Here is a 19159-nt window from a genome sequence, read left to right on the forward strand (position 1 = left end):
TCAGGACACGCTCATGAATATTTCTGCCACTATCCTTCTTGCCTTTGGTATGTCGATGGACGCGTTTGCCGCTTCTATCGGTAAAGGCGCCACCCTGCATAAACCTAAGTTCTCCGAAGCGCTACGCACCGGTCTTATATTCGGCGCGATCGAAACCCTGACGCCGCTGGTCGGCTGGGGCCTGGGCATGTTGGCCAGCCAGTTTGTGCTGGAGTGGAACCACTGGATCGCGTTCGTGCTGCTGGTGTTTCTCGGCGGGCGTATGGTCATTGAAGGTTTTCGCGGCGGCGATGACGATGAATGTGAAGCGCCGCGTCGCCACGGCTTCTGGCTGCTGGTGACCACCGCATTCGCTACCAGTCTTGACGCGATGGCCGTTGGCGTGGGGCTTGCTTTCCTGCAGGTCAATATTATCGCCACCGCGCTGGCTATCGGCTGCGCCACCTTTACCATGTCAACGCTGGGAATTATGGTTGGCCGCTTTATCGGCCCGCTGCTCGGCAAACGGGCCGAAATTCTTGGCGGTATCGTGCTAATCGGTATCGGCGCGCAGATTCTGTGGGGCCATTTCGCGCCGTAGCCCTTACCCCTCGCGCTGCCAGCAATGAATCATGAAATCGGTCTGGCAGCCAAAGATTTCCTGCTGGCGTAACGACTCCCTGACTTCCGGTTTCGCTCGCCATGCAAACGGCGTCATCTGTAGTAATGCTTCCGCCTGCGCGCCGCTCAACTGCATCGGATAAGCTAACTGCTGCTCATGACGCAGCGTAAAGCCCGGCATCGCTTCCCGGTTCTGTTCATGCAGACGAACTTCATCGTAGATTAGCCCTTTCAGTTCCATCAGATGACGCGGCCCAGGGGTGGCGGTAATCACCCAACCGCCTGCCTTTACTACACGCGCCAGTTCATCGGCGTTACAGGGCGCATAAATACGCACGACGGCATCCAGAGATTGATCGGCAAAAGGCAACCGTTGGCTGGAAGCCACGCAGAATTCGACCTGTGGGTAACGTTTAGCGGCGGCGCGGATCGCCGATTTTGAGACATCGAGGCCGAAACTGCGTGCGGCAATGGCGGCGAAAGCATGCGTGTAGTATCCCTCTCCGCAGCCGATATCCAGCAGCTCGCCCGGGGCGAAAGTCCGCAGATAGCCACAAATCGCCTCGCGCAGCGGTTGATAATATCCGCCATCGAGGAAGGCGCGGCGCGCCTGCATCATCTCAGCGCTATCGCCCGGATCGCGTGAACGTTTGAACTGCACCGGCAGTAAATTGACATACCCTTCCTTTGCCAGATCGAACTGGTGCCGCTGCGGGCAAATATAGCTATTTGCGCTGCGGCTAAGCGGCGCGTGGCATAGTGGGCAGGTGTAAGACATGATAACTCCGGTGGCGCTGAAAGGGCGAAAGTGTAGCGCTATTCGCCCTCGCAGACCACTGTTACAACGCGGGAGGCAGATCCTCGCGGTTATGCATGACGATAAGATTCTCAGAGCCTTGCGGCATACCGTCGGGCATCACGTTTTCCAGACGCAGTACGTCGCCCATAATCTGACTGAATACCGGGGCAGATACCGCCCCGCCGTAGTATTTGCCGTTACTGGGATCGTTTATCACCACCACCAAGGCATACTTCGGCTGACTGGCCGGCGCCACGCCGGCGGTATAGGCGACGTATTTATCGATGTATTTACCGTCAGGGCCAATTTTCTTCGCCGTACCCGTTTTTACCGCGATACGATAATCACGTACCGCCGCTTTTGTCCCGCCGCCCCCCGGTAACGCCACGCTCTCCATCATATGTTCAACCTCATGGACGATCTCTTGCGGCATAACTCGCGTCCCGATAACCGGCGGATCGATACGGGTTATCGACAGCGGGCGCTCAATACCGTAACCGCCGATCGTCGCATAGACATGCGCCAGCTGTAGCGGCGTAACCATCAGTCCATAGCCAAAGGCGAAGGTGGCGCGATCCAGCTCGCCCCAATAGCGGCGATGCGGCATCAGCCCGGAGCTTTCACCGGTCAAGCCAAGCCCGGTCGGGTCGCCAAAGCCAAAGGCCTTGTAAGTATCAATAAGATGCTGCACCGGCATCGCCAGCGAGAGGTGCGAAACCCCGGTATCGCTCGACTTTTGCAGAATACCGGTGAGCGTCAGCTCGGGATAATAACCCACGTCGCGAATGCGATGGCCATCAAGCGTAAAGGGATGGGTATCAACCACGCTATCCGGCTGCACAATCCCCTGCTGTAACGCGGTCATAATCACCAGCGGTTTAACCGTTGAACCCGGCTCAAAGGTATCGCTGATAGCGCGATTTCGAAAATCATCGAGCTGGGCGCTGTCGCGGTTATTAGGGTTAAAATCCGGGTAGCTGGCCATCGACAGGATTTCGCCAGTATCAATCTTGATCAACACCGCCGCGCCTGATTCCGCCTTGTTCCAACGCACGGCATTATCCAGCGCATCCTCCGTGACCGTTTGCAGGCGCTCGTCAATACTAAGCTGCAGATTATGCGCCGGAACGGCGGCCTGCTCGGTGATATTCTCGATCACATGGCCGTGACGGTCTTTACGCACCAGCCGGCGCCCGGGCGTTCCCATTAGCTGTTTGTTAAAGCTTTTCTCAACCCCTTCGATGCCCTGATTATCTACATTGGTAAAGCCCAGCAGGTTCGCCGCGACGTGCCCGGCGGGATAGAAACGGCGGGACTCATCGCGCAAATAAACGCCCGGCAGGTGCAATTTATCGATCCAGTCGGCCTGTTCCGGATTCACCTGGCGCGCCAGATAAAGAAAGCGAGCGTGCGGATGCGACTGCACCCGATGAGAGAGTTCAATAAGATCGATATGCAACGCTTCCGCCATTGCCTGCCAGCGCGGACCATAGCCGACGCCGCCCTTTTCCAGCATGGTCTGCGGATCTATCCAGATAGCGCTTACCGGCACGCTCACCGCCAGCGGGCGTCCTTCACGATCGCTAATAGTTCCGCGCATCACGGCGATGGGTTCTTCACGCAGCGAACGCATATCCTCTTGTTTAACCAGATTATCCGGAGAGACGATTTGCAGCCAACCTACCCTCGCCAGCAGAAATCCAAGACATCCCAAAATCGCCACACACAGCAACCCAAAACGGATAGGGAGAAAATTTGTGACCGACTTACTTTTATTCTTTTGCACCGTAGCTCCAGCATTATTTTGCAACCACCTGATTTAACAGAAAATTGGCAAAACAGACTGCTAAACAGTGCTAATAAGGGTGATGTTTTGCAACAAAGCGCGTCGGAGGGGAAAAATTGGAAATACTTTGCAACAGATGCTAAAAAGCCCCGCTATAGCGAGGCTTTCTTACAAGATGAGTGGTCTTGAATCAGATAGCAGTTACGTTAACTGCAGCCGGACCTTTCTGGCCGTCCTGAATTTCGAACTCAACGTTCTGGCCTTCAGCCAGAGTTTTGAAGCCGTTACCCTGGATTGCAGAGAAGTGTACGAACACGTCTTTGCTGCCATCAGCCGGAGTAATGAAGCCAAAACCTTTAGACTCGTTGAACCACTTAACTTGACCTTTAATCTTTGCCATTTGCAAAATTCCTTAAACTGTTTTCTTCACCCGCAGGTGCTTACATAGATAAAACTGACACATAACTGCATGAGGCACTAATATAAGGTTCGGCAGAGAAGCGGTATTCAACGACAACGTGTTTACTCAGGACTTCTTTACTGAAAATGCCACACATAAACAGAACTGTACCTCGTTTAACCCGAAACGTGTTATCACACACAACGTAAATAATGGCAAGCCATTTTTAAACGTGTCACGATCGTTCGCACAAATTATCAGGAAATCATTTGATCGCCTGCACATTTATGCGTCTTTGCCGCGCCTGGCTTATCTTTGCATTGTCACAAAACAAACAATAACGTATGCCTGATAAATGCAACTTTTTTACCATAGCTCAACAACTTCTGTTCGTCCAGGTACGTACGTATACGAACTGCCATATTTAAGGGGGCGTTGCGGCGTAATGTGCATAATGATGCGTAAATGAGTCTGAAGAACAAGAGGAAATCGCCTTAACTGTCTCTGTCATAGTGTTAATTAAAGCGCTAACTCATGACGACACAAATATTCGCTAAAATAGACGTTAATAATGAAACATTAATGACAAAGTATTGCCATCAGGCAATAGAAACGTTTCGTTATTACTTTTTTTGATTAGCTCAAAAGATTATTCAATATGTGAAATAGAGCGTAGGTGTTTAATCTATTAAACGGAAACGGTTTGGCGTGGAATAAGAGATTACATAAGAATAAGTTATAGCAAAATTTTATGACACTCACAGGCGCGCACAGGATGTGCACACCTGTTCATCAACTTAACGTTCAGCAACGAGACGAATGAAATCGTCGTCGTTTTTCTCCTTCTCAGCCGCTGAAGGTTCAACAACCTCTTCTTTCTCCGGCTCATTGGCTTCACAGAGACGGCGCAGCAGCGCGTTCTGCCGCTTTTGTTGATCAAGCAGCGACTGCAGCAGTTCAATTTGCTCATTGCTACGTGAACTGGCACGATTCACAAAGAACCACAGCAGCAGCCCTACAAGCAGCAGTACAACGGAAAGCGCCAGAGACGCCAGACTTACAATCCCAGGATTCAGTAACTCACTCATTTCACCACCTCAAAGAGAAGGCGTTCATTCTACCACCCACGCGGCAGAAGAAAATCCGTCGGCACAAAAATGTCTTACCAGGGGATGAACTTGTTAATAGCGCAAATACCGCTGAAAAATTGTACATCCTGATCGCACATTACGTTAAGCATCTGAGTCCACAGCAGTAAACAACCCGCTATGACAACGATCAGCAAAACCCAGCGTAATTTTTTCACTCCACTCTCCGTACCATAATCAGATGTGGCCAGGATAACATGGCCTTCTTAAACCGCGGCTAACTGTAATACGAAAGGCGAGTTTAGGAATCATAGACTTGTATCAAATAATGTTCATGCCAGAATAAACGTCAGGATCATACAAATAACGAGGCAACAATGCGATTGATCATTCGCTCTATTGTCATACTAGCAATCGTCTGGATTGGCGTATTATTAAGCGGTTATGGCGTGTTAATTGGCAGCAATCAGAATGCTGGCGGGTTGGGACTACAGTGCAAATACCTGACGGCGCAAGGCATCACCACCGCACAATATGTTCACTCTGATAGCGGTATTATCGGTATTACCAACTGCCCGATTCTGCGTAAAAGCGTCAAGGTTATCGATCAGGGTTAAAACAACTGGAGCTACAGCATCGCGCTGTAGCTCTTTCTGACTATCAGAACGGATAATTGTTAAAACCCATCTGCTCGGAAATCTTACGCGCGGCGGCATGCAGCATCGCCACATACTCGTGCAAACGTTCTTCAGAGAAGCGTAGCGTCGGGAAGGAAATACTCAAGCCGGCAATTACCACGCCGAAGCGGTCGAAGACCGGCACCGCAATACAGCGTAATCCTTCTTCCTGCTCCTCATTGTCTTCGCCATAGCCCTGTTCGCGCACCTGGTCCAGCACTTTCAATAGCTCGCTGGTATCAGTAATGGTGCGCTCGGTGCTACGTTTGTACTCCACTCCTTCCATGATTTGCTCGACTTCCGCCCGATCGCGCCACGCCAGCAGCACTTTGCCAATGGCGGTGCTATACAGCGGATTACGTCGGCCGATACGCGAATACATCCGCAGGTTATACATGGAATCAATTTTGTGGATATAAACGATGCTGTCTTCATCCAGCGCGCCGAGGTGAATCGTCTCTTTGGTCAGGCGAGAAATTTCACGCATCTGGATATCCGCGCTGCGGATCAGGTCAACGTTCTGCAACGCCCGCGCGCCAAGCTCGAATAACTTCAACGTTAAAGAATATTTCTCAGACTCGCCTTCCTGTGCAACATAGCCCAGTGACTTCATCGTCTGTAAAAAACGATACACCGTGCTTTTAGACATCATCACACGCTGTGACAATTCGGTGATACCAATCTCACGCTCTTCGCCCAAAGCCTGCAGGATGCCAAAAACTTTTAATACTGAAGAGACAGAATCTGGCTGTTTATCCATATCAGCAGCTGCCATTGTTCACCTCATCGTAACTGTTTTATAAAATTCAGAACTGTTTTTTATTATAAATTCACATTATGACCGTCGCAATCGTTGTTCTGCGAGTTGGTTACAAATCTGCGACTTATGGTTGAATAATCAATGCTAAAATCATTAATCAGAAAATAGTTTCCTCTAAGACTTAAACTTCACATGGATAAAAAAATTTTGGATGGCCTGCCGGTACCGCAGCGCTACGGCGCCATTCTGACGATTGTGTTAGGCCTGACAATGGCCGTACTCGACGGCGCTATCGCCAACGTCGCCCTACCGACGATTGCCACCGACCTCAATGCCTCGCCGGCATCGTCAATCTGGATAGTCAACGCTTACCAAATAGCCATCGTCATCGCCCTGCTACCACTATCGTTTCTTGGCGATATGGTTGGCTATCGGCGCATCTATAAAATCGGTCTGGTGGTATTCACTATCACCTCGCTGATTTGCGCACTCTCCCGAAGCCTTGAAATGTTGACGCTGGCGCGAGTGGCTCAAGGTTTAGGCGGCGCGGCGCTGATGAGCGTCAACACGGCGCTGATTCGCCTTATCTATCCGAAGAGACAACTAGGTCGCGGAATGGGCATCAACTCTTTCGTCGTTGCCGTCTCCTCCGCCGCGGGGCCAACCATTGCCGCCGCTATTCTTTCGCTTGCTTCCTGGCAATGGCTGTTTTTAATCAACGTACCGCTGGGGATTATTTCTATCTTCCTCGCCATGCGTTTTTTGCCACCCAACAGCACTGCCAGCAAAATTACCCGTTTCGATCTGCCGAGCGCGATAATGAACGCCCTCACCTTCGGGCTGCTCATCACGGCGCTCGGCGGCTTTGCCCAGGGGCAATCCGGTTATCTGGTGCTCGCGGAAGTCATCGCCATGCTGATTATCGGCTTCTTCTTTGTGCGCCGGCAGTTGCGCATGCCGGTACCACTGTTACCGGTTGATTTACTGCGAATTCCGATCTTTTCGCTCTCTATCTGTACCTCGATCTGTTCTTTTTGCGCTCAGATGCTGGCGATGGTCTCCCTGCCTTTTTTCCTGCAAACCGTTATCGGACGCAGTGAAGTAGAGACCGGGCTGCTGTTAACGCCGTGGCCATTGGCGACCATGGTGATGGCCCCTCTGGCGGGTTACTTGATAGAGAAAGTTCATGCCGGGCTACTGGGGGCAATGGGGCTGCTGATCATGGCCTGTGGCCTGTTTGGTCTTGCGCTATTACCCTCTTCCCCTTCCGACCTCGATATTATCTGGCGGATGGCGCTGTGCGGCGCAGGCTTCGGGCTGTTTCAGTCACCAAACAACCATACCATTGTCTCCTCCGCGCCAGGCCATCGCAGCGGCGGCGCCAGCGGCATGTTGGGGACCGCACGGTTACTGGGACAAAGTAGCGGCGCCGCGCTGGTCGCCCTGCTGTTTAACCTGGCAGGCGATAGCGGCACCCACACCGCGCTTCTGCTGGCCGGCTCCCTGGCGGTCATTGCCGCCGCCATCAGCGGGCTACGCGTAACTCAACCGCGCGCCGCCTGATAGCGCGCGGCCAAAAAAAATCCGCAGCCCGAAAGCTGCGGATTTTTATTTTCAGCGTTTGTACGCCAGATTATTTCAGATATTCTCCGCTACGCAGCGCTTCAATGCGTTTGTCCAACGGCGGATGGGTCATGAACAGTTCGCTCATCGACTTCGCTTTACCGTTGATACAGAACGCCATCATGCTGCTGGCTTCCTGCGGTTCATAGCTGGTTTTCAAGCGCTGCAAGGCAGCAATCATTTTCTCACGACCGACCAATTTGGCGGAACCAGCATCGGCGTGGAATTCACGGTAGCGCGAGAACCACATGGTAATGATGCTGGCGAGAATACCGAACACCAGTTCCAGTACGGTTGCGACCGCAAAGTAGATAAGCGGGTTACCATTGCTGCTTTCGCCTTCATCTTCACGATTACCGCCGAGGAAACCAGCCGCAATCTGCGCGATAACGCGGGAGATAAAGATAACGAAGGTGTTCACTACCCCCTGAATCAGCGTCATGGTGACCATGTCGCCATTGGCAATATGGCTGATTTCGTGCGCGATAACGGCTTCCGCTTCGTCACGGCTCATATTCTGAAGCAAGCCGGTGCTCACGGCGACCAGAGAAGCGTCGCGGCGCGCGCCGGTGGCGAAGGCGTTAATGTCCGGGGCGTGATAAATCGCCACCTGCGGCATGCCGATGCCCGCCTGCTGCGCCTGCTGCGCGACGGTACTCATCAGCCAACGTTCAGTTTCGTTACGCGGCTGTTCGATAACTTCCCCACCAACCGACTTCAGCGCCATCCATTTCGACATCAGCAGCGAAACGATCGAGCCGCCGAAACCAAACAGCAGCGCCATGATCAGCAGGCCGGTCATGCTGCTCGACTGGATCCCCGTCAGGCTAAGCACCAGGCCAAACACCACCATGACTGCCAGGTTAGTCAGCAGGAAAAGCGCGATTCGCATCATAATATTCTTTTTACCTCGATTTAACAAAACGCACTATGCGATACCCATATCGTATGGGTCAGATGCTAATTTTCAACTATCATGCCCTGCTAAGTCACGAGAAAGACACAACTTTACATTTTGTAGCATATCGCTGACACCCTATGAGAGTGTTGACATTTTTGTTGAATAAAGTCGAAGGGCAGATGAAGAGAGAAAAAGAAACGGGCACAATCACTTGTGCCCGTTGAGGAGTTATTTGCTTACCGGCGGCTCTACCGGAGGCTGAGCTTTTTCCTGTTGCGCCAGGTCAATCGCAATATGCACGGTCTCATCAAGATATGGATCCGGTTCCTGATAATCCTTCGGCAGATCGTCAATCTTTTTGAGCAGCGGCTTGCCTTCGCGTTTCAGGCGATCGTTCACCCGCGCCAGACGAATTGCATCATCTTCTTCATTCTCTTTCTCACGCTGTGCGTAGTTCAGAGAAACGATATTGCGCTTGTCTTTCATGGCGTTAAAGCGTGCAATATCCTTAATGATGTACTGGAATTCCGGATCTTTCGCGATACGGTCTTCATGGCGCTTAAGCAGTTCTGGTTCGAACGGTTTCATATCGCCCGACTTCACGTAGGTCGCCGGATCGATACTATCCCACGGCAGCGCGTTATCTTCATACTGCTCGCCGGTATCGCGATCTTCTTTACCGGTTGGCATCATGATGTCCGGAGTAACACCTTTACGCTGAGTGCTGCCGCCGTTAATGCGGTAGAACTTCTGGATGGTGTACTGCACGGAACCTAACGCCGGCCATTCCGGGCGCAGCATTTGATCGTAGATACGGTTTAGCGAACGATACTGCTGAACGGTACCTTTACCAAAGGTCTGCTCGCCGACGATCAGCGCACGGCCATAGTCCTGCATCGCGGCGGCAAAAATTTCCGATGCCGAGGCGCTGAAGCGATCGACTAAGACCACCAGCGGGCCTTTATAGTAAACCACACCGTCGGTATCGCTATCTTCGCGGACCTTACCGTTGTTATCACGCACCTGCACTACCGGGCCGGATGGGATAAACAGACCGGAGAGCGAAACCGCCTCCGTCAGCGCCCCACCGCCGTTACTGCGCAGATCGATGACGATACTGCTGACATTCTGTTTTTCCAGCTTCTGCAGTTGCACTTTGACATCATCAGTCAGACCAACGTAGAACCCCGGGATATCCAGCACGCCGACTTTTTCTTTACCGACGGTTTTAACCGACATCTTAACCGCGCGGTCTTCAAGACGAATACGCTCGCGGGTCAGAGTAACAATACGGGTTTTTGCCCCTTTGCCAGCCGGCAGAACTTCCAGGCGAACTTTGCTGCCCTTCGGTCCTTTGATCAGCGCGACAACATCGTCCAGCCGCCAGCCGATAACATCAACCATGCTCTTACCCGGCTGACCGACGCCGACGATACGGTCGCCAACGCTAATCGCTTTGCTCTTCGCCGCCGGGCCGCCGGCAACCAGTGAATTGATCACCGTGTAGTCGTCGTCCATCTGCAGCACCGCGCCAATACCTTCCAGAGACAGGCTCATTTCAGTATTGAACTGTTCGGTGTTACGCGGGGAGAGATAGTTGGTATGCGGGTCGATTTCGCGCGCGAAAGCGGTCATCGCCAGCGAGAAGACGTCTTCGCTGTTGGTTTGGGCCAGGCGACGAATCGCAAACTTGTAACGCCTGGTCAGGGTTTCACGAATTTCTTTATCGTCTTTACCCGCCAGCTTCAGGCTCAGTTCATCGAACTTCACCTTGGCGTCCCACAGCGCGTTAAGCTCGGCTTCATCCTTCGGCCACGGCGCTTTGCTGCGATCGAGGTTGAAGTTGTCGTTGCCGGTAAAATTCATCGGACGATCCAGTACCTTTAAAGCGTACTGGTAACGCTCAAAGCGACGCTTCTGCGCGAGGTTATACAGGTCGTAGAAAACGTCCAGTTTACCGCTGCGCAGTTCGTCGCCGATTTTATTTTTTTGCGCCGCAAACTGAGAAACATCGCTGGCCAGCAGCACGTTATGGCTGTAATCCAGCAGATTCAGATAGCGGTCGAAAATTTTTGCCGAAAAGGCGTTGTCGAGATCAAACTGCCGATAATGGGAGCGAGTAAAGCGCGAGGTAACGCGCTCACTCACCGTCGCGTGCTGCGGCTCTTCTTTCAGCACGGGAATTTGATCGACTCGGGTGATATCGTCCACGGCGAAGGCATGGCCTGCTATTGCTAGCAGGCCCGCAAGCGCGGTGAGCTTAAAAAGTTTGTTCATGCCTGGCCCGGCCTCCGTTTCAGAACACCAGGTGTTCTGCGCGTACAATCATTGACATACCAGAAGTCAGCTGTACACGAACGCCATCTTTGGTGATTTCCACAACGGTGGCGTCCATTGCGTTGTTACCTGCTTTCACCTTCAGAGCCTGACCGACGCTTAATACAGAGACGTCAGACACCGGGGTAAGGCGTTGCTCTTCACGCGGTACTTTGGCAGCTGCAGGACGCGGCTTACGCTGTTCACTACCCTCTTTACGGCGAGCCTGCGGCTGAGGACGCGGTTTACGCTCGCGACGTGCCCCTTCTTCCTGCTGGCCTGCCGCGGCAGCGGCTTCGCGCTTCTTAGCCTGCTGGCTAGCGCGCTGCGCCTGAACGCGAGCTTTGGCTTCTTCGAGCTGCTGACGGGCGTGAGCAACGTGTTGCTCTTCCAGTTCGCCGCACGGGTTGCCGTCGAGATCGACGCGAATCGCTCCCGCTTTCACGCCGTACAGATAACGCCAGCTCGAAGTATAAAGACGTAAGGCAGCGCGCAGTTGGGTTTTGCTGAGATTCATCTCTCCGCCAACTCGCTCTACAAGATCCTGAAAAATACCGATTTTCAGGGGGCGCGCTTCGCCTTCAGCACTGAAACACTGAGGAAAACGTTCGGCCAGAAACGCGATTACTTCTTTACTGCTATTCAACTTAGGTTGATTTTCCATGAAATTTCCTGATTACAACGGACGTAGCCAACAAGCCGCAGGCATGAACAGGCGTCATTATAATGACGTCATCGCTAAATGCTACGTTATCCGTTGATTATCCTGCGACGTGGGCAAAGATTTTTTGATAATCGGTCGCCGCAATCAGCGTTTCAAGGCGCGAGACCAGCTCTGCAAGCCCCTGTTCGTCTTCTGCGGTGAAGCGGGAATACGCCGTGCTATCGATATCCAGTACGCCAATAATCTGATTGTTTACCTGCAACGGAAAGACGATTTCCGAATTGCTGGCGGCGTCACAGGCAATATGGCCGTCAAACGCATGGACATCTTCCACGCGCTGGACGCGGTTCTGCGCCACGGCGGAACCACAAACGCCGCGACCGACCGGAATACGTACACAGGCCAGCTTACCCTGGAACGGCCCCAGCACCAGCGTGTCGCCTTCCAGGAGATAAAACCCGGCCCAGTTGACCTCTTCCAGCCGTTCAAACAACAACGCGCTGGTATTTGAGATCATTGCCAAAAAACTGGTTTCGCCTGCCATAAGCGCCTGAAAATCGCGGTTCAGATCCGCGTAGAATTCTGTTTTGTTCATTTTTTAATCACTTAGTTGTCTTACTATCTCATCTGCAGATGCCTACTAAAATAAGCATTAAATGCCTTCGGGCTCAAGATGAATTCATTCCTGGGTTAATATAGTGGGATACATTCATTCCCGAACGTAATAAATGCTGATAAAAACACCCTCAATCACGCCGACGAAGAAGATTACCGTTCATTCGGTCAGTTCGCCAACGCCGCATGCGCACTATCAGCGCTGTACGCAGTGCGACATGCTGTTCCGCATACCGGTTGTGAAAAGAAATCAATGCGCCTGGTGCCCGCGGTGCAACGCGAAGGTCCGTGACGGCCGCGATTGGTCCCTCTCCCGGCTCGCCAGTATGGCGTTTACGATGATGTTGCTGATGCCGTTCGCCTGGAGCGAGCCGCTGCTGCGTTTGCATCTGCTCGGCGTGCGTATTGACGCCAACGTTTTGCAGGGGATCTGGCAGATGACCAACCAGGGCGATCCCATTACCGCCGCGATGGTGCTCTTCTGCGCGGTGGTTGCGCCCGTCCTGCTGGTAGTTTCCATCGCCTACCTTTGGCTTGGCAACGTGCTGGGGATGAACCTGCGGCCGGTGCTGCTGATGCTCGGCAAACTGAAAGAGTGGGTGATGCTGGACATTTATCTGGTCGGTATCGGCGTCGCCTCCATAAAAGTCCAGGACTATGCCTTCCTGCAGCCCGGCATCGGCTTGATCGCCTTTATCGCACTGACCCTACTCAGCATCCTGACGCTCATCCACATGAACGTGGAAGAGTTGTGGGAGCGTTTTTATCCCGAACGCCCGGCCATGCGCTACGACACCAATCTTCAGGTTTGCACCGGCTGTCACTATACCGGTTATCGCGACTCCCGCGGCCGCTGCCGCCGGTGCCATACCTCGCTGCATCATCGCCGGCCGCAAAGCCTACAGCGTAGCTGGGCGGCCCTGATTGCGTCGCTGGTTTTCCTGCTGCCGGCCAACCTGCTACCGATTTCGATAATCTACGTCAATGGCGCGCGCCAGGAAGATACGATTCTTTCGGGGATCATTTCACTCGCCAACAGCAACATCGCAATCGCCGGCGTAGTGTTCATCGCCAGTATTTTGGTACCATTCACCAAAGTTATAGTGTTATTTACCCTGCTGGTCAGCATACAATTCAAGTGCGAACAGGGGCTACGTACGCGTATCCTGCTGCTGCGGCTGATTACCTGGATCGGCCGCTGGTCGATGTTGGATCTGTTTGTTATCTCATTAACCATGTCGTTGATAAACCGCGATCAGCTCCTGGCTTTTACCATGGGGCCGGCGGCGGTGTACTTCGGCGGCGCGGTGATTTTAACTATCCTTGCAGTTGAATGGCTGGACAGCCGCTTACTTTGGGACGCTCATGAGTCAGGAAACGCCCGCTTCGCCGACTGAAGCCAAAATAAAAACCAAACGTCGTATCTCGCCATTCTGGTTGTTGCCGGTCATCGCGCTGATGATTGCCGGATGGCTTATCTGGACCAGCTTTGAAGGCCGGGGAACGACGATTACCATCGATTTCCAGTCCGCAAACGGGATTGTTCCGGGGCGTACGCCTATCCGCTATCAAGGGGTAGAGGTTGGTACGGTACAGGATATCTCTTTGAGTAAGGACCTCAGCAAGATCGAAGTTTCCGCCAGCGTGAAGAGTGATATGAAAGACGCGCTGCGCAAAGACACACAGTTCTGGCTGGTGACGCCAAAGGCTTCACTGGCCGGCGTTTCCGGGCTGGATGCGCTGGTCGGCGGTAACTATATCGGCATGATGCCAGGTAAAGGCGAACCGGAAGATCACTTCGTCGCCCTGGATACTCAGCCAAAATATCGCATCAACAACGGCGAACTGATGATTCATCTGCAGGCGCCGGATCTCGGTTCGCTGAACAGCGGCTCGCTGGTCTATTTCCGTAAAATTCCGGTTGGCCGGGTGTATGACTACACGCTCAACGCCAACAATCAGGGGGTGACGATTGATGTATTAATCGAGCGTCGCTTCACCAATCTTGTTAAAAAAGGCAGTCGGTTCTGGAACGTCTCCGGGATTAAAGCCGACGTCAGCCTGAGCGGCGCCAAAGTCCAGTTGGAAAACCTCTCCGCGTTAGTTAACGGCGCCATTGCCTTTGACTCGCCTGACGACTCCAAAGCGGCGGCGCAAAACGACGAGTACAACCTGTATGAGGATCTGGCGCACAGCCAGCGCGGGGTGCTGGTGACGCTGGAGCTACCCGACGGCGATGGGTTGAAGGCGGGCTCTACGCCGCTGATGTACCAGGGGCTGGAAGTAGGTCAGTTAACCAAACTCAATCTCAATCCCGGCGGTAAAGTTACCGGTGAGATGACCGTCGACCCGAGCGTGGTCACCCTGCTTCGGGATAAGACGCTGATTCAAATGAAGAAGCCGAAAATCTCTCTGGATAACCCAAGCGTTAGCGCTCTACTCACCGGCAACACCTTCGAGCTGGTCCCTGGTGACGGCAAACCGCGAAATCACTTTATGGTTATGCCAGCCGATAAAGCGCTACTGGAAGAGCCGAACGTCGCCACCGTAACGCTATCGGCGCCGGAAAGCTATGGCATTTCTGCCGGCCAGCCGCTGATGCTACACGGCGTTAAGGTCGGCCAGGTGCTGGAACGCAAGCTCACCGCAGAGGGGGTCACTTTCCAGGTCGCCATTTCGCCGGAGTATCGCAATCTGGTACGCGCCGATAGCAAATTTGTCGTCAACAGCCGCCTTGATGTGAAAGTTGGGCTGGATGGCGTGCAGGTACTCGGCGCCAGCGCCAGCGAATGGGTTGATGGCGGGATCCGCATCATCCCCGGTGAAAAAGGGGAAATGCACAACAGCTATCCGCTGTATGCCAACCTGGAAAAAGCGCAGGAAAATAGCCTCAGTGAAATCCCGACCACCACGCTGAGTCTTTCCGCGGAAACGCTGCCCGATGTGCAGGCAGGCTCGGTAGTGTTGTATCGCAAATTCGCCGTCGGCGAGATCATCTCGGTGAAACCGCGCAGCAACGCTTTCGATATCGATCTGCATATCAAACCGGAATATCGCCATTTGTTGACCAATAACAGCGTTTTCTGGGCGGAAGGCGGCGCGAAGGTAAAACTCGACGGTAATGGGCTAACCGTGCAGGCGTCGCCGCTGGCTCGCGCCCTAAAAGGCGCCATCAGCTTTGATAACCTCAACGGCAGCAGCGCCAACGCGCGCTTGAACAATAAGCGTATCTTGTACGCCTCCGAAACCGCCGCCCGCGCGGTGGGCGGCCAGATTACGCTGCACGCTTTCGATGCGGGTAAAATGGCGGCGGGCATGCCGATTCGCTATCTCGGTATCGACATCGGCCAGATCCAGTCGCTGGAGTTGATTACGGCAAAAAATGAAGTTCAGGCGAAAGCGGTGCTTTATCCGGAATATGTCGGCACCTTTGCCCGTGCCGGTACCCGCTTCTCGGTGATTACGCCGCAGATCTCTGCCGCCGGCGTTGAACATCTGGACACGATCTTCCAGTCGTATATCAATGTTGAACCTGGCCGTGGTTCGCCGCGCCGCGACTTCGAGATTCAGGACACCACCATCACCGATTCGCGCTACATCGACGGCCTGAGCATTATCGTCGAAGTGCCGGAAGCCGGTTCGCTCGATATTGGTACGCCGGTGCTGTTCCGCGGCCTGGAAGTGGGTACCGTGACCGGGCTGACGCTGGGCTCGATGTCCGACCGCGTTATGGTTAAGCTGCGTATCAGTAAGCGTTATCAGTACTTAGTGCGCAATAACTCGGTGTTCTGGCTGGCTTCCGGCTATAGCCTCGACTTCGGTCTGATTGGTGGCGTGGTGAAAACAGGTACCTTCAACCAGTTTATCCGCGGCGGTATCGCCTTTGCCACCCCGCCGGGAACGCCGCTGGCGCCGAAAGCGCAGGATGGCAAACACTTCTTGCTGCTGGAAAGCGAGCCAAAAGAGTGGCGCGATTGGGGAACGGCGCTGCCTAATTAATTCTCTCCAATGCCTGAACGCCCCGGTGTCCCGCTCCGGGGCGTTTATGGTAAACTGCGCCCCCTTTTTGCTTGTGGTGCGCTGCTCGTGGCTCAAAACGCTGTCTTTCTCCCGGAACTCTTCCTCGCTCAAATGCGTGCGGCAATGCCAACGCATCTTTCGTTCGATGACTTCATCGCCGCCTGCCAGCGCCCGCTGCGCCGCAGTATTCGCGTCAATACGTTGAAGATTACGGTCGCTGATTTTCTGCAACTGGTCGCCCCTTACGGCTGGCAGTTAACGCCGGTCCCGTGGTGCGCAGAGGGTTTCTGGATCGAGCGCGATGATGACGATGTACTCCCGCTGGGCAGCACCGCCGAGCATCTGAGCGGGCTATTTTATATTCAGGAAGCGAGCTCGATGCTGCCGGTAGCGGCGCTGTTCGCCGATGGCGAAATGCCGGAGCGAGTGATGGATGTCGCCGCCGCGCCAGGTTCCAAAACGACGCAAATCGCCGCCCGGATGGGCAATCGCGGCGGGATCCTGGCAAACGAATTCTCCGCCAGCCGGGTGAAAGTGCTGCACGCCAATATCAGCCGCTGCGGCATTAATAACGTTGCCCTCACCCACTTCGATGGGCGCGTCTTCGGCGCCGCTCTGCCTGAGTGCTTCGACGCGATTTTGCTCGATGCCCCCTGCTCGGGCGAAGGAGTAGTGCGTAAAGATCCCGACGCGCTAAAAAACTGGTCTCCAGAAAGTAATCAGGAGATTGCCGGCACGCAAAGAGAACTCATTGACAGCGCATTTCACGCTCTGCGTCCTGGCGGTACCCTCGTCTACTCCACCTGTACGCTGAACCGTGAAGAAAACGAGGAAGTGGTTAACTGGCTGCTGCAAACCTACCCGCAGGCGGTTGAAGTCATGACCCTGGATTCACTCTTCCCGCAGGCTCACGAAGCGCTCACCGACGAAGGTTTCCTGCACGTGTTCCCGCAGATTTTTGATTGTGAGGGTTTTTTCGTTGCCCGCCTGCGTAAAACCACCTCTATCGATCCCCTACCTGCGCCAGGTTATAAAGTGGGCAAGTTCCCTTTCACACCGATGAAAGGACGTGAGGCAGCGGCTGTCACCGCAGCCGCCAACGCCGTTGGCCTGCAATGGGCAGAGCATCTTCGTTTATGGCAACGCGATAAAGAAATCTGGCTGTTCCCGCAAGAACTGGAAGCGTTAATCGGCAGGGTTCGTTTTTCGCGCATCGGAATTCGCCTCGCTGAAACGCATAACAAAGGCTACCGCTGGCAGCATGAAGCAGCGATCGCGCTTGCTGCGCCAGAGGAGGCGTTTGAGCTCACCTTAGCGGAAGCGGAAGAGTGGTATCGTGGGCGCGATGTCTATCCCGAGGCGCCGCCGCGGCAGGATGAAGTGATTGTCACTTTCCAGGGCGCGCCATTAGGACTCGCCAAGCGCGTGGGATCGCGGTTGAAAAACAGTTACCCTCGCGAACTGGTGCGCGACGGCAAACTTTTCGCCGGAAAGTCGTGACCGTGCGCCAAAAAGCGCACTTTTTGACTGGCGATATACTCCCCGTTGTCTACGCTGAAAAATGACGGCCTAACTGGTCGTACCACAACTCAGCAGACAAACGGGGTGAATGATGAGTAAAACTAACGTACGAATCGGCGCGTTTGAAATCGACGACGCCGAGCTGCATGGCGAGTCACAGGGTGAGCGAACGTTAAGCATTCCTTGCAAATCCGATCCTGACTTATGCATGCAATTAGACGCCTGGGATGCCGAAACCAGCGTTCCCGCCATTCTTAATGGCGAACATTCTGTGCTTTACCGTAAACACTACGACCGCCAATCCGATGCCTGGGTCATGCGTCTTGCCTGACTCAAATGAACCCGTCGCCTGAGACGGGTTATTTATATCCCTCCCCCGCTGCGCTAACTTCCCCTACACTTACCTTATGTTCATTCGCTAATGAGGGCGGGATGTTTGCCTTAGTATTATTCATTTGCTATCTGGACGGCGGGTGCGAAGACATCGTAGTGGATGTCTATGATAGCGAACGACAATGCCTCGTCGCTATGGACGACCAACGAATTCGCCAGGGAGGCTGTTTCCCGGTAGAAGATTTTATCGACGGCTTCTGGCGTCCGGCGACGGAATATAGCGACTTTTAAACAGCCGACTGCAGCCGCACCAGCGTTAGCTCTCCGCCAAACACCGCGCCGGTATCAATGTAGTGTTGGTTATCGCTATCGTAACGGCGTTTAAGCGGCGTATGGCCAAACCAAAAGTGATCCGCCCCGGCTATCTCTCCGTGCCGCCCCGCCAGATGATCGGTTAAACGCTGGCGGCCCCAGAGCACCTGATGCTCGTCCACGGGCAACTGCCAACGATAAACGCTGGCGGGATAGTCGGCATGGGCAATCACGTGGGTGGTATCCTGGCAGCGGAGTTCAATGATTAACGGCACATCCCGGCAGCGGTTAAACAGCAAATCAGCTAACCGTTTCTGTTCCTGTGAGGCGGTTGGATACCAGCCGCCGCCGTTCATCGTCCACAGCGCCATTTCCCCGCTCGCCAGCGCATCCAGCGCCATTTGCTCATGATTGCCGCGCACCGCTCTGAACCACCGGCAATGCAGCAAGCCCAGACATTCCACGCTTTGCGGCCCACGGTCAATCAGATCGCCAACAGAGATCAGAAGATCCTGCCAGGGATCAAATTTACGCTGCCGCAGCTGGGATATTAATAAATCAAAACAACCATGTAGATCGCCCACCAGCCAGATATTACGCCAGGCGCTACCTTCTACGCGCTGATACATATTTCCACCCCCTCAGTTAATTATACAAAATATGACTGAAGGCGTGGTTAGAAATACATACGTCAATCAACGTTAAACAAGGCGTAAATATAGTCTGGCGAAGCATTAAGCTTGT

The 19159-nt window shown here is 53.7% G+C and carries 18 protein-coding genes and 2 pseudogenes; 8 read left to right on the top strand and 12 right to left on the bottom strand.

Annotated features, from left to right (window positions below):
* Nucleotides 1–13: 13 nt before the first annotated feature.
* Nucleotides 14–580, top strand: a complete 567-nt coding sequence (gene mntP, locus ACSEMK_RS13545) for a manganese efflux pump MntP (RefSeq protein WP_015366036.1) — start codon at nucleotides 14–16, stop codon at nucleotides 578–580.
* Between the two features lie 3 nt (nucleotides 581–583).
* Here the strand turns inward: mntP and rlmA are convergent, their stop codons facing one another.
* The 6 genes and pseudogenes from rlmA to mgrB all read right to left on the bottom strand — a co-directional run bounded on the left by rlmA (nucleotide 584) and on the right by mgrB (nucleotide 4891).
* Entirely contained in the window at nucleotides 584–1378 is a 795-nt protein-coding gene (rlmA, locus tag ACSEMK_RS13550) for a 23S rRNA (guanine(745)-N(1))-methyltransferase (RefSeq protein ID WP_087860566.1), read from the bottom strand.
* Between the two features lie 61 nt (nucleotides 1379–1439).
* Nucleotides 1440–3185 (bottom strand): peptidoglycan glycosyltransferase FtsI, encoded by a 1746-nt coding sequence (ftsI, locus tag ACSEMK_RS13555; protein ID WP_213316883.1) that lies wholly within the window; start codon nucleotides 3183–3185, stop codon nucleotides 1440–1442.
* Between the two features lie 190 nt (nucleotides 3186–3375).
* Complete coding sequence (gene cspE / locus ACSEMK_RS13560) at nucleotides 3376–3585, bottom strand: transcription antiterminator/RNA stability regulator CspE (protein ID WP_001062678.1); 210 nt, start codon at nucleotides 3583–3585, stop codon at nucleotides 3376–3378.
* Nucleotides 3586–3597: 12 nt separating this feature from the next.
* Nucleotides 3598–3742 (bottom strand): annotated as a pseudogene (locus tag ACSEMK_RS13565) (DUF2627 domain-containing protein).
* A gap of 640 nt (nucleotides 3743–4382) precedes the next feature.
* The gene (locus tag ACSEMK_RS13570; RefSeq protein ID WP_087860564.1) at nucleotides 4383–4673 is read right to left on the bottom strand and encodes a YebO family protein; all 291 of its coding nucleotides are present in this window, start codon (nucleotides 4671–4673) and stop codon (nucleotides 4383–4385) included.
* A gap of 74 nt (nucleotides 4674–4747) precedes the next feature.
* Nucleotides 4748–4891, bottom strand: a complete 144-nt coding sequence (gene mgrB / locus ACSEMK_RS13575) for a PhoP/PhoQ regulator MgrB (RefSeq protein WP_015366032.1) — start codon at nucleotides 4889–4891, stop codon at nucleotides 4748–4750.
* Between the two features lie 159 nt (nucleotides 4892–5050).
* On the opposite strand from mgrB, the gene ACSEMK_RS13580 reads away from it, so the two are divergent.
* The gene (locus ACSEMK_RS13580; protein ID WP_015705933.1) at nucleotides 5051–5290 is read left to right on the top strand and encodes a YobH family protein; all 240 of its coding nucleotides are present in this window, start codon (nucleotides 5051–5053) and stop codon (nucleotides 5288–5290) included.
* Between the two features lie 43 nt (nucleotides 5291–5333).
* Here the strand turns inward: ACSEMK_RS13580 and kdgR are convergent, their stop codons facing one another.
* Entirely contained in the window at nucleotides 5334–6125 is a 792-nt protein-coding gene (gene kdgR / locus ACSEMK_RS13585; protein WP_113373580.1) for a DNA-binding transcriptional regulator KdgR, read from the bottom strand.
* A 177-nt stretch (nucleotides 6126–6302) separates the two neighbouring features.
* Here kdgR and ACSEMK_RS13590 point away from each other — a divergent pair, with 177 nt between their 5' ends.
* Entirely contained in the window at nucleotides 6303–7673 is a 1371-nt protein-coding gene (locus tag ACSEMK_RS13590; protein ID WP_087860561.1) for an MFS transporter, read from the top strand.
* Between the two features lie 70 nt (nucleotides 7674–7743).
* Here the strand turns inward: ACSEMK_RS13590 and htpX are convergent, their stop codons facing one another.
* From htpX to ACSEMK_RS13610, 4 genes and pseudogenes are all read right to left on the bottom strand, one after another.
* Nucleotides 7744–8628, bottom strand: coding sequence for a protease HtpX (gene htpX / locus ACSEMK_RS13595; protein ID WP_087860560.1), 885 nt, complete (start codon nucleotides 8626–8628; stop codon nucleotides 7744–7746).
* Nucleotides 8629–8862: 234 nt separating this feature from the next.
* Nucleotides 8863–10911: a carboxy terminal-processing peptidase gene (gene prc / locus ACSEMK_RS13600; protein WP_267984983.1), complete on the bottom strand. Its 2049-nt coding sequence runs from the start codon at nucleotides 10909–10911 to the stop codon at nucleotides 8863–8865.
* A 19-nt stretch (nucleotides 10912–10930) separates the two neighbouring features.
* Nucleotides 10931–11614, bottom strand: a complete 684-nt coding sequence (proQ, locus tag ACSEMK_RS13605; protein ID WP_430914543.1) for an RNA chaperone ProQ — start codon at nucleotides 11612–11614, stop codon at nucleotides 10931–10933.
* Between the two features lie 81 nt (nucleotides 11615–11695).
* Nucleotides 11696–12209, bottom strand: a pseudogene (locus tag ACSEMK_RS13610) (GAF domain-containing protein).
* A gap of 133 nt (nucleotides 12210–12342) precedes the next feature.
* Here ACSEMK_RS13610 and yebS point away from each other — a divergent pair.
* The 5 genes from yebS to ACSEMK_RS13635 all read left to right on the top strand — a co-directional run bounded on the left by yebS (nucleotide 12343) and on the right by ACSEMK_RS13635 (nucleotide 18394).
* A complete protein-coding gene (yebS, locus tag ACSEMK_RS13615; protein WP_015705937.1) occupies nucleotides 12343–13626 on the top strand; it encodes a membrane integrity lipid transport subunit YebS in 1284 nt (427 codons plus the stop codon).
* The gene (locus ACSEMK_RS13620) at nucleotides 13595–16228 is read left to right on the top strand and encodes an MlaD family protein (protein WP_430914544.1); all 2634 of its coding nucleotides are present in this window, start codon (nucleotides 13595–13597) and stop codon (nucleotides 16226–16228) included. The genes yebS and ACSEMK_RS13620 overlap by 32 nt, the downstream gene beginning before the upstream one ends.
* An 87-nt stretch (nucleotides 16229–16315) precedes the next feature.
* Nucleotides 16316–17749: a 16S rRNA (cytosine(1407)-C(5))-methyltransferase RsmF gene (rsmF, locus tag ACSEMK_RS13625; protein ID WP_430914545.1), complete on the top strand. Its 1434-nt coding sequence runs from the start codon at nucleotides 16316–16318 to the stop codon at nucleotides 17747–17749.
* Nucleotides 17750–17861: 112 nt separating this feature from the next.
* Nucleotides 17862–18101 carry a YebV family protein gene (locus ACSEMK_RS13630; protein WP_015705939.1) on the top strand — a complete coding sequence of 80 codons (240 nt, stop codon included), beginning with the start codon at nucleotides 17862–17864 and terminating at the stop codon, nucleotides 18099–18101.
* Nucleotides 18102–18202: 101 nt separating this feature from the next.
* The gene (locus tag ACSEMK_RS13635) at nucleotides 18203–18394 is read left to right on the top strand and encodes a YebW family protein (RefSeq protein ID WP_045376105.1); all 192 of its coding nucleotides are present in this window, start codon (nucleotides 18203–18205) and stop codon (nucleotides 18392–18394) included.
* Here ACSEMK_RS13635 and pphA read toward each other — a convergent pair.
* A complete protein-coding gene (gene pphA / locus ACSEMK_RS13640) occupies nucleotides 18391–19044 on the bottom strand; it encodes a protein-serine/threonine phosphatase (protein ID WP_411325104.1) in 654 nt (217 codons plus the stop codon). The genes ACSEMK_RS13635 and pphA overlap by 4 nt on opposite strands.
* Between the last annotated feature and the right edge of the window lie 115 nt (nucleotides 19045–19159).

Source organism: Klebsiella sp. K-3 (assembly GCF_051207495.1).
GTDB classification, from domain to species: Bacteria; Pseudomonadota; Gammaproteobacteria; order Enterobacterales; family Enterobacteriaceae; genus Klebsiella; species Klebsiella aerogenes.

Excerpts from the sequence above, each read along its gene's own strand:
- ACSEMK_RS13635 (WP_045376105.1), top strand. The coding sequence starts at position 18,203 with ATGTTTGCCTTAGTATTATTCATTTGCTATCTGGACGGCGGGTGCGAA.
- prc (WP_267984983.1), bottom strand. The coding sequence starts at position 10,911 with ATGAACAAACTTTTTAAGCTCACCGCGCTTGCGGGCCTGCTAGCAATA.
- kdgR (WP_113373580.1), bottom strand. The coding sequence starts at position 6,125 with ATGGCAGCTGCTGATATGGATAAACAGCCAGATTCTGTCTCTTCAGTA.
- ACSEMK_RS13570 (WP_087860564.1), bottom strand. The coding sequence starts at position 4,673 with ATGAGTGAGTTACTGAATCCTGGGATTGTAAGTCTGGCGTCTCTGGCG.
- rlmA (WP_087860566.1), bottom strand. The coding sequence starts at position 1,378 with ATGTCTTACACCTGCCCACTATGCCACGCGCCGCTTAGCCGCAGCGCA.
- proQ (WP_430914543.1), bottom strand. The coding sequence starts at position 11,614 with ATGGAAAATCAACCTAAGTTGAATAGCAGTAAAGAAGTAATCGCGTTT.
- ACSEMK_RS13630 (WP_015705939.1), top strand. The coding sequence starts at position 17,862 with ATGAGTAAAACTAACGTACGAATCGGCGCGTTTGAAATCGACGACGCC.
- mntP (WP_015366036.1), top strand. The coding sequence starts at position 14 with ATGAATATTTCTGCCACTATCCTTCTTGCCTTTGGTATGTCGATGGAC.
- cspE (WP_001062678.1), bottom strand. The coding sequence starts at position 3,585 with ATGGCAAAGATTAAAGGTCAAGTTAAGTGGTTCAACGAGTCTAAAGGT.
- htpX (WP_087860560.1), bottom strand. The coding sequence starts at position 8,628 with ATGATGCGAATCGCGCTTTTCCTGCTGACTAACCTGGCAGTCATGGTG.
- yebS (WP_015705937.1), top strand. The coding sequence starts at position 12,343 with ATGCTGATAAAAACACCCTCAATCACGCCGACGAAGAAGATTACCGTT.
- pphA (WP_411325104.1), bottom strand. The coding sequence starts at position 19,044 with ATGTATCAGCGCGTAGAAGGTAGCGCCTGGCGTAATATCTGGCTGGTG.
- ACSEMK_RS13580 (WP_015705933.1), top strand. The coding sequence starts at position 5,051 with ATGCGATTGATCATTCGCTCTATTGTCATACTAGCAATCGTCTGGATT.
- ACSEMK_RS13590 (WP_087860561.1), top strand. The coding sequence starts at position 6,303 with ATGGATAAAAAAATTTTGGATGGCCTGCCGGTACCGCAGCGCTACGGC.
- ACSEMK_RS13620 (WP_430914544.1), top strand. The coding sequence starts at position 13,595 with ATGAGTCAGGAAACGCCCGCTTCGCCGACTGAAGCCAAAATAAAAACC.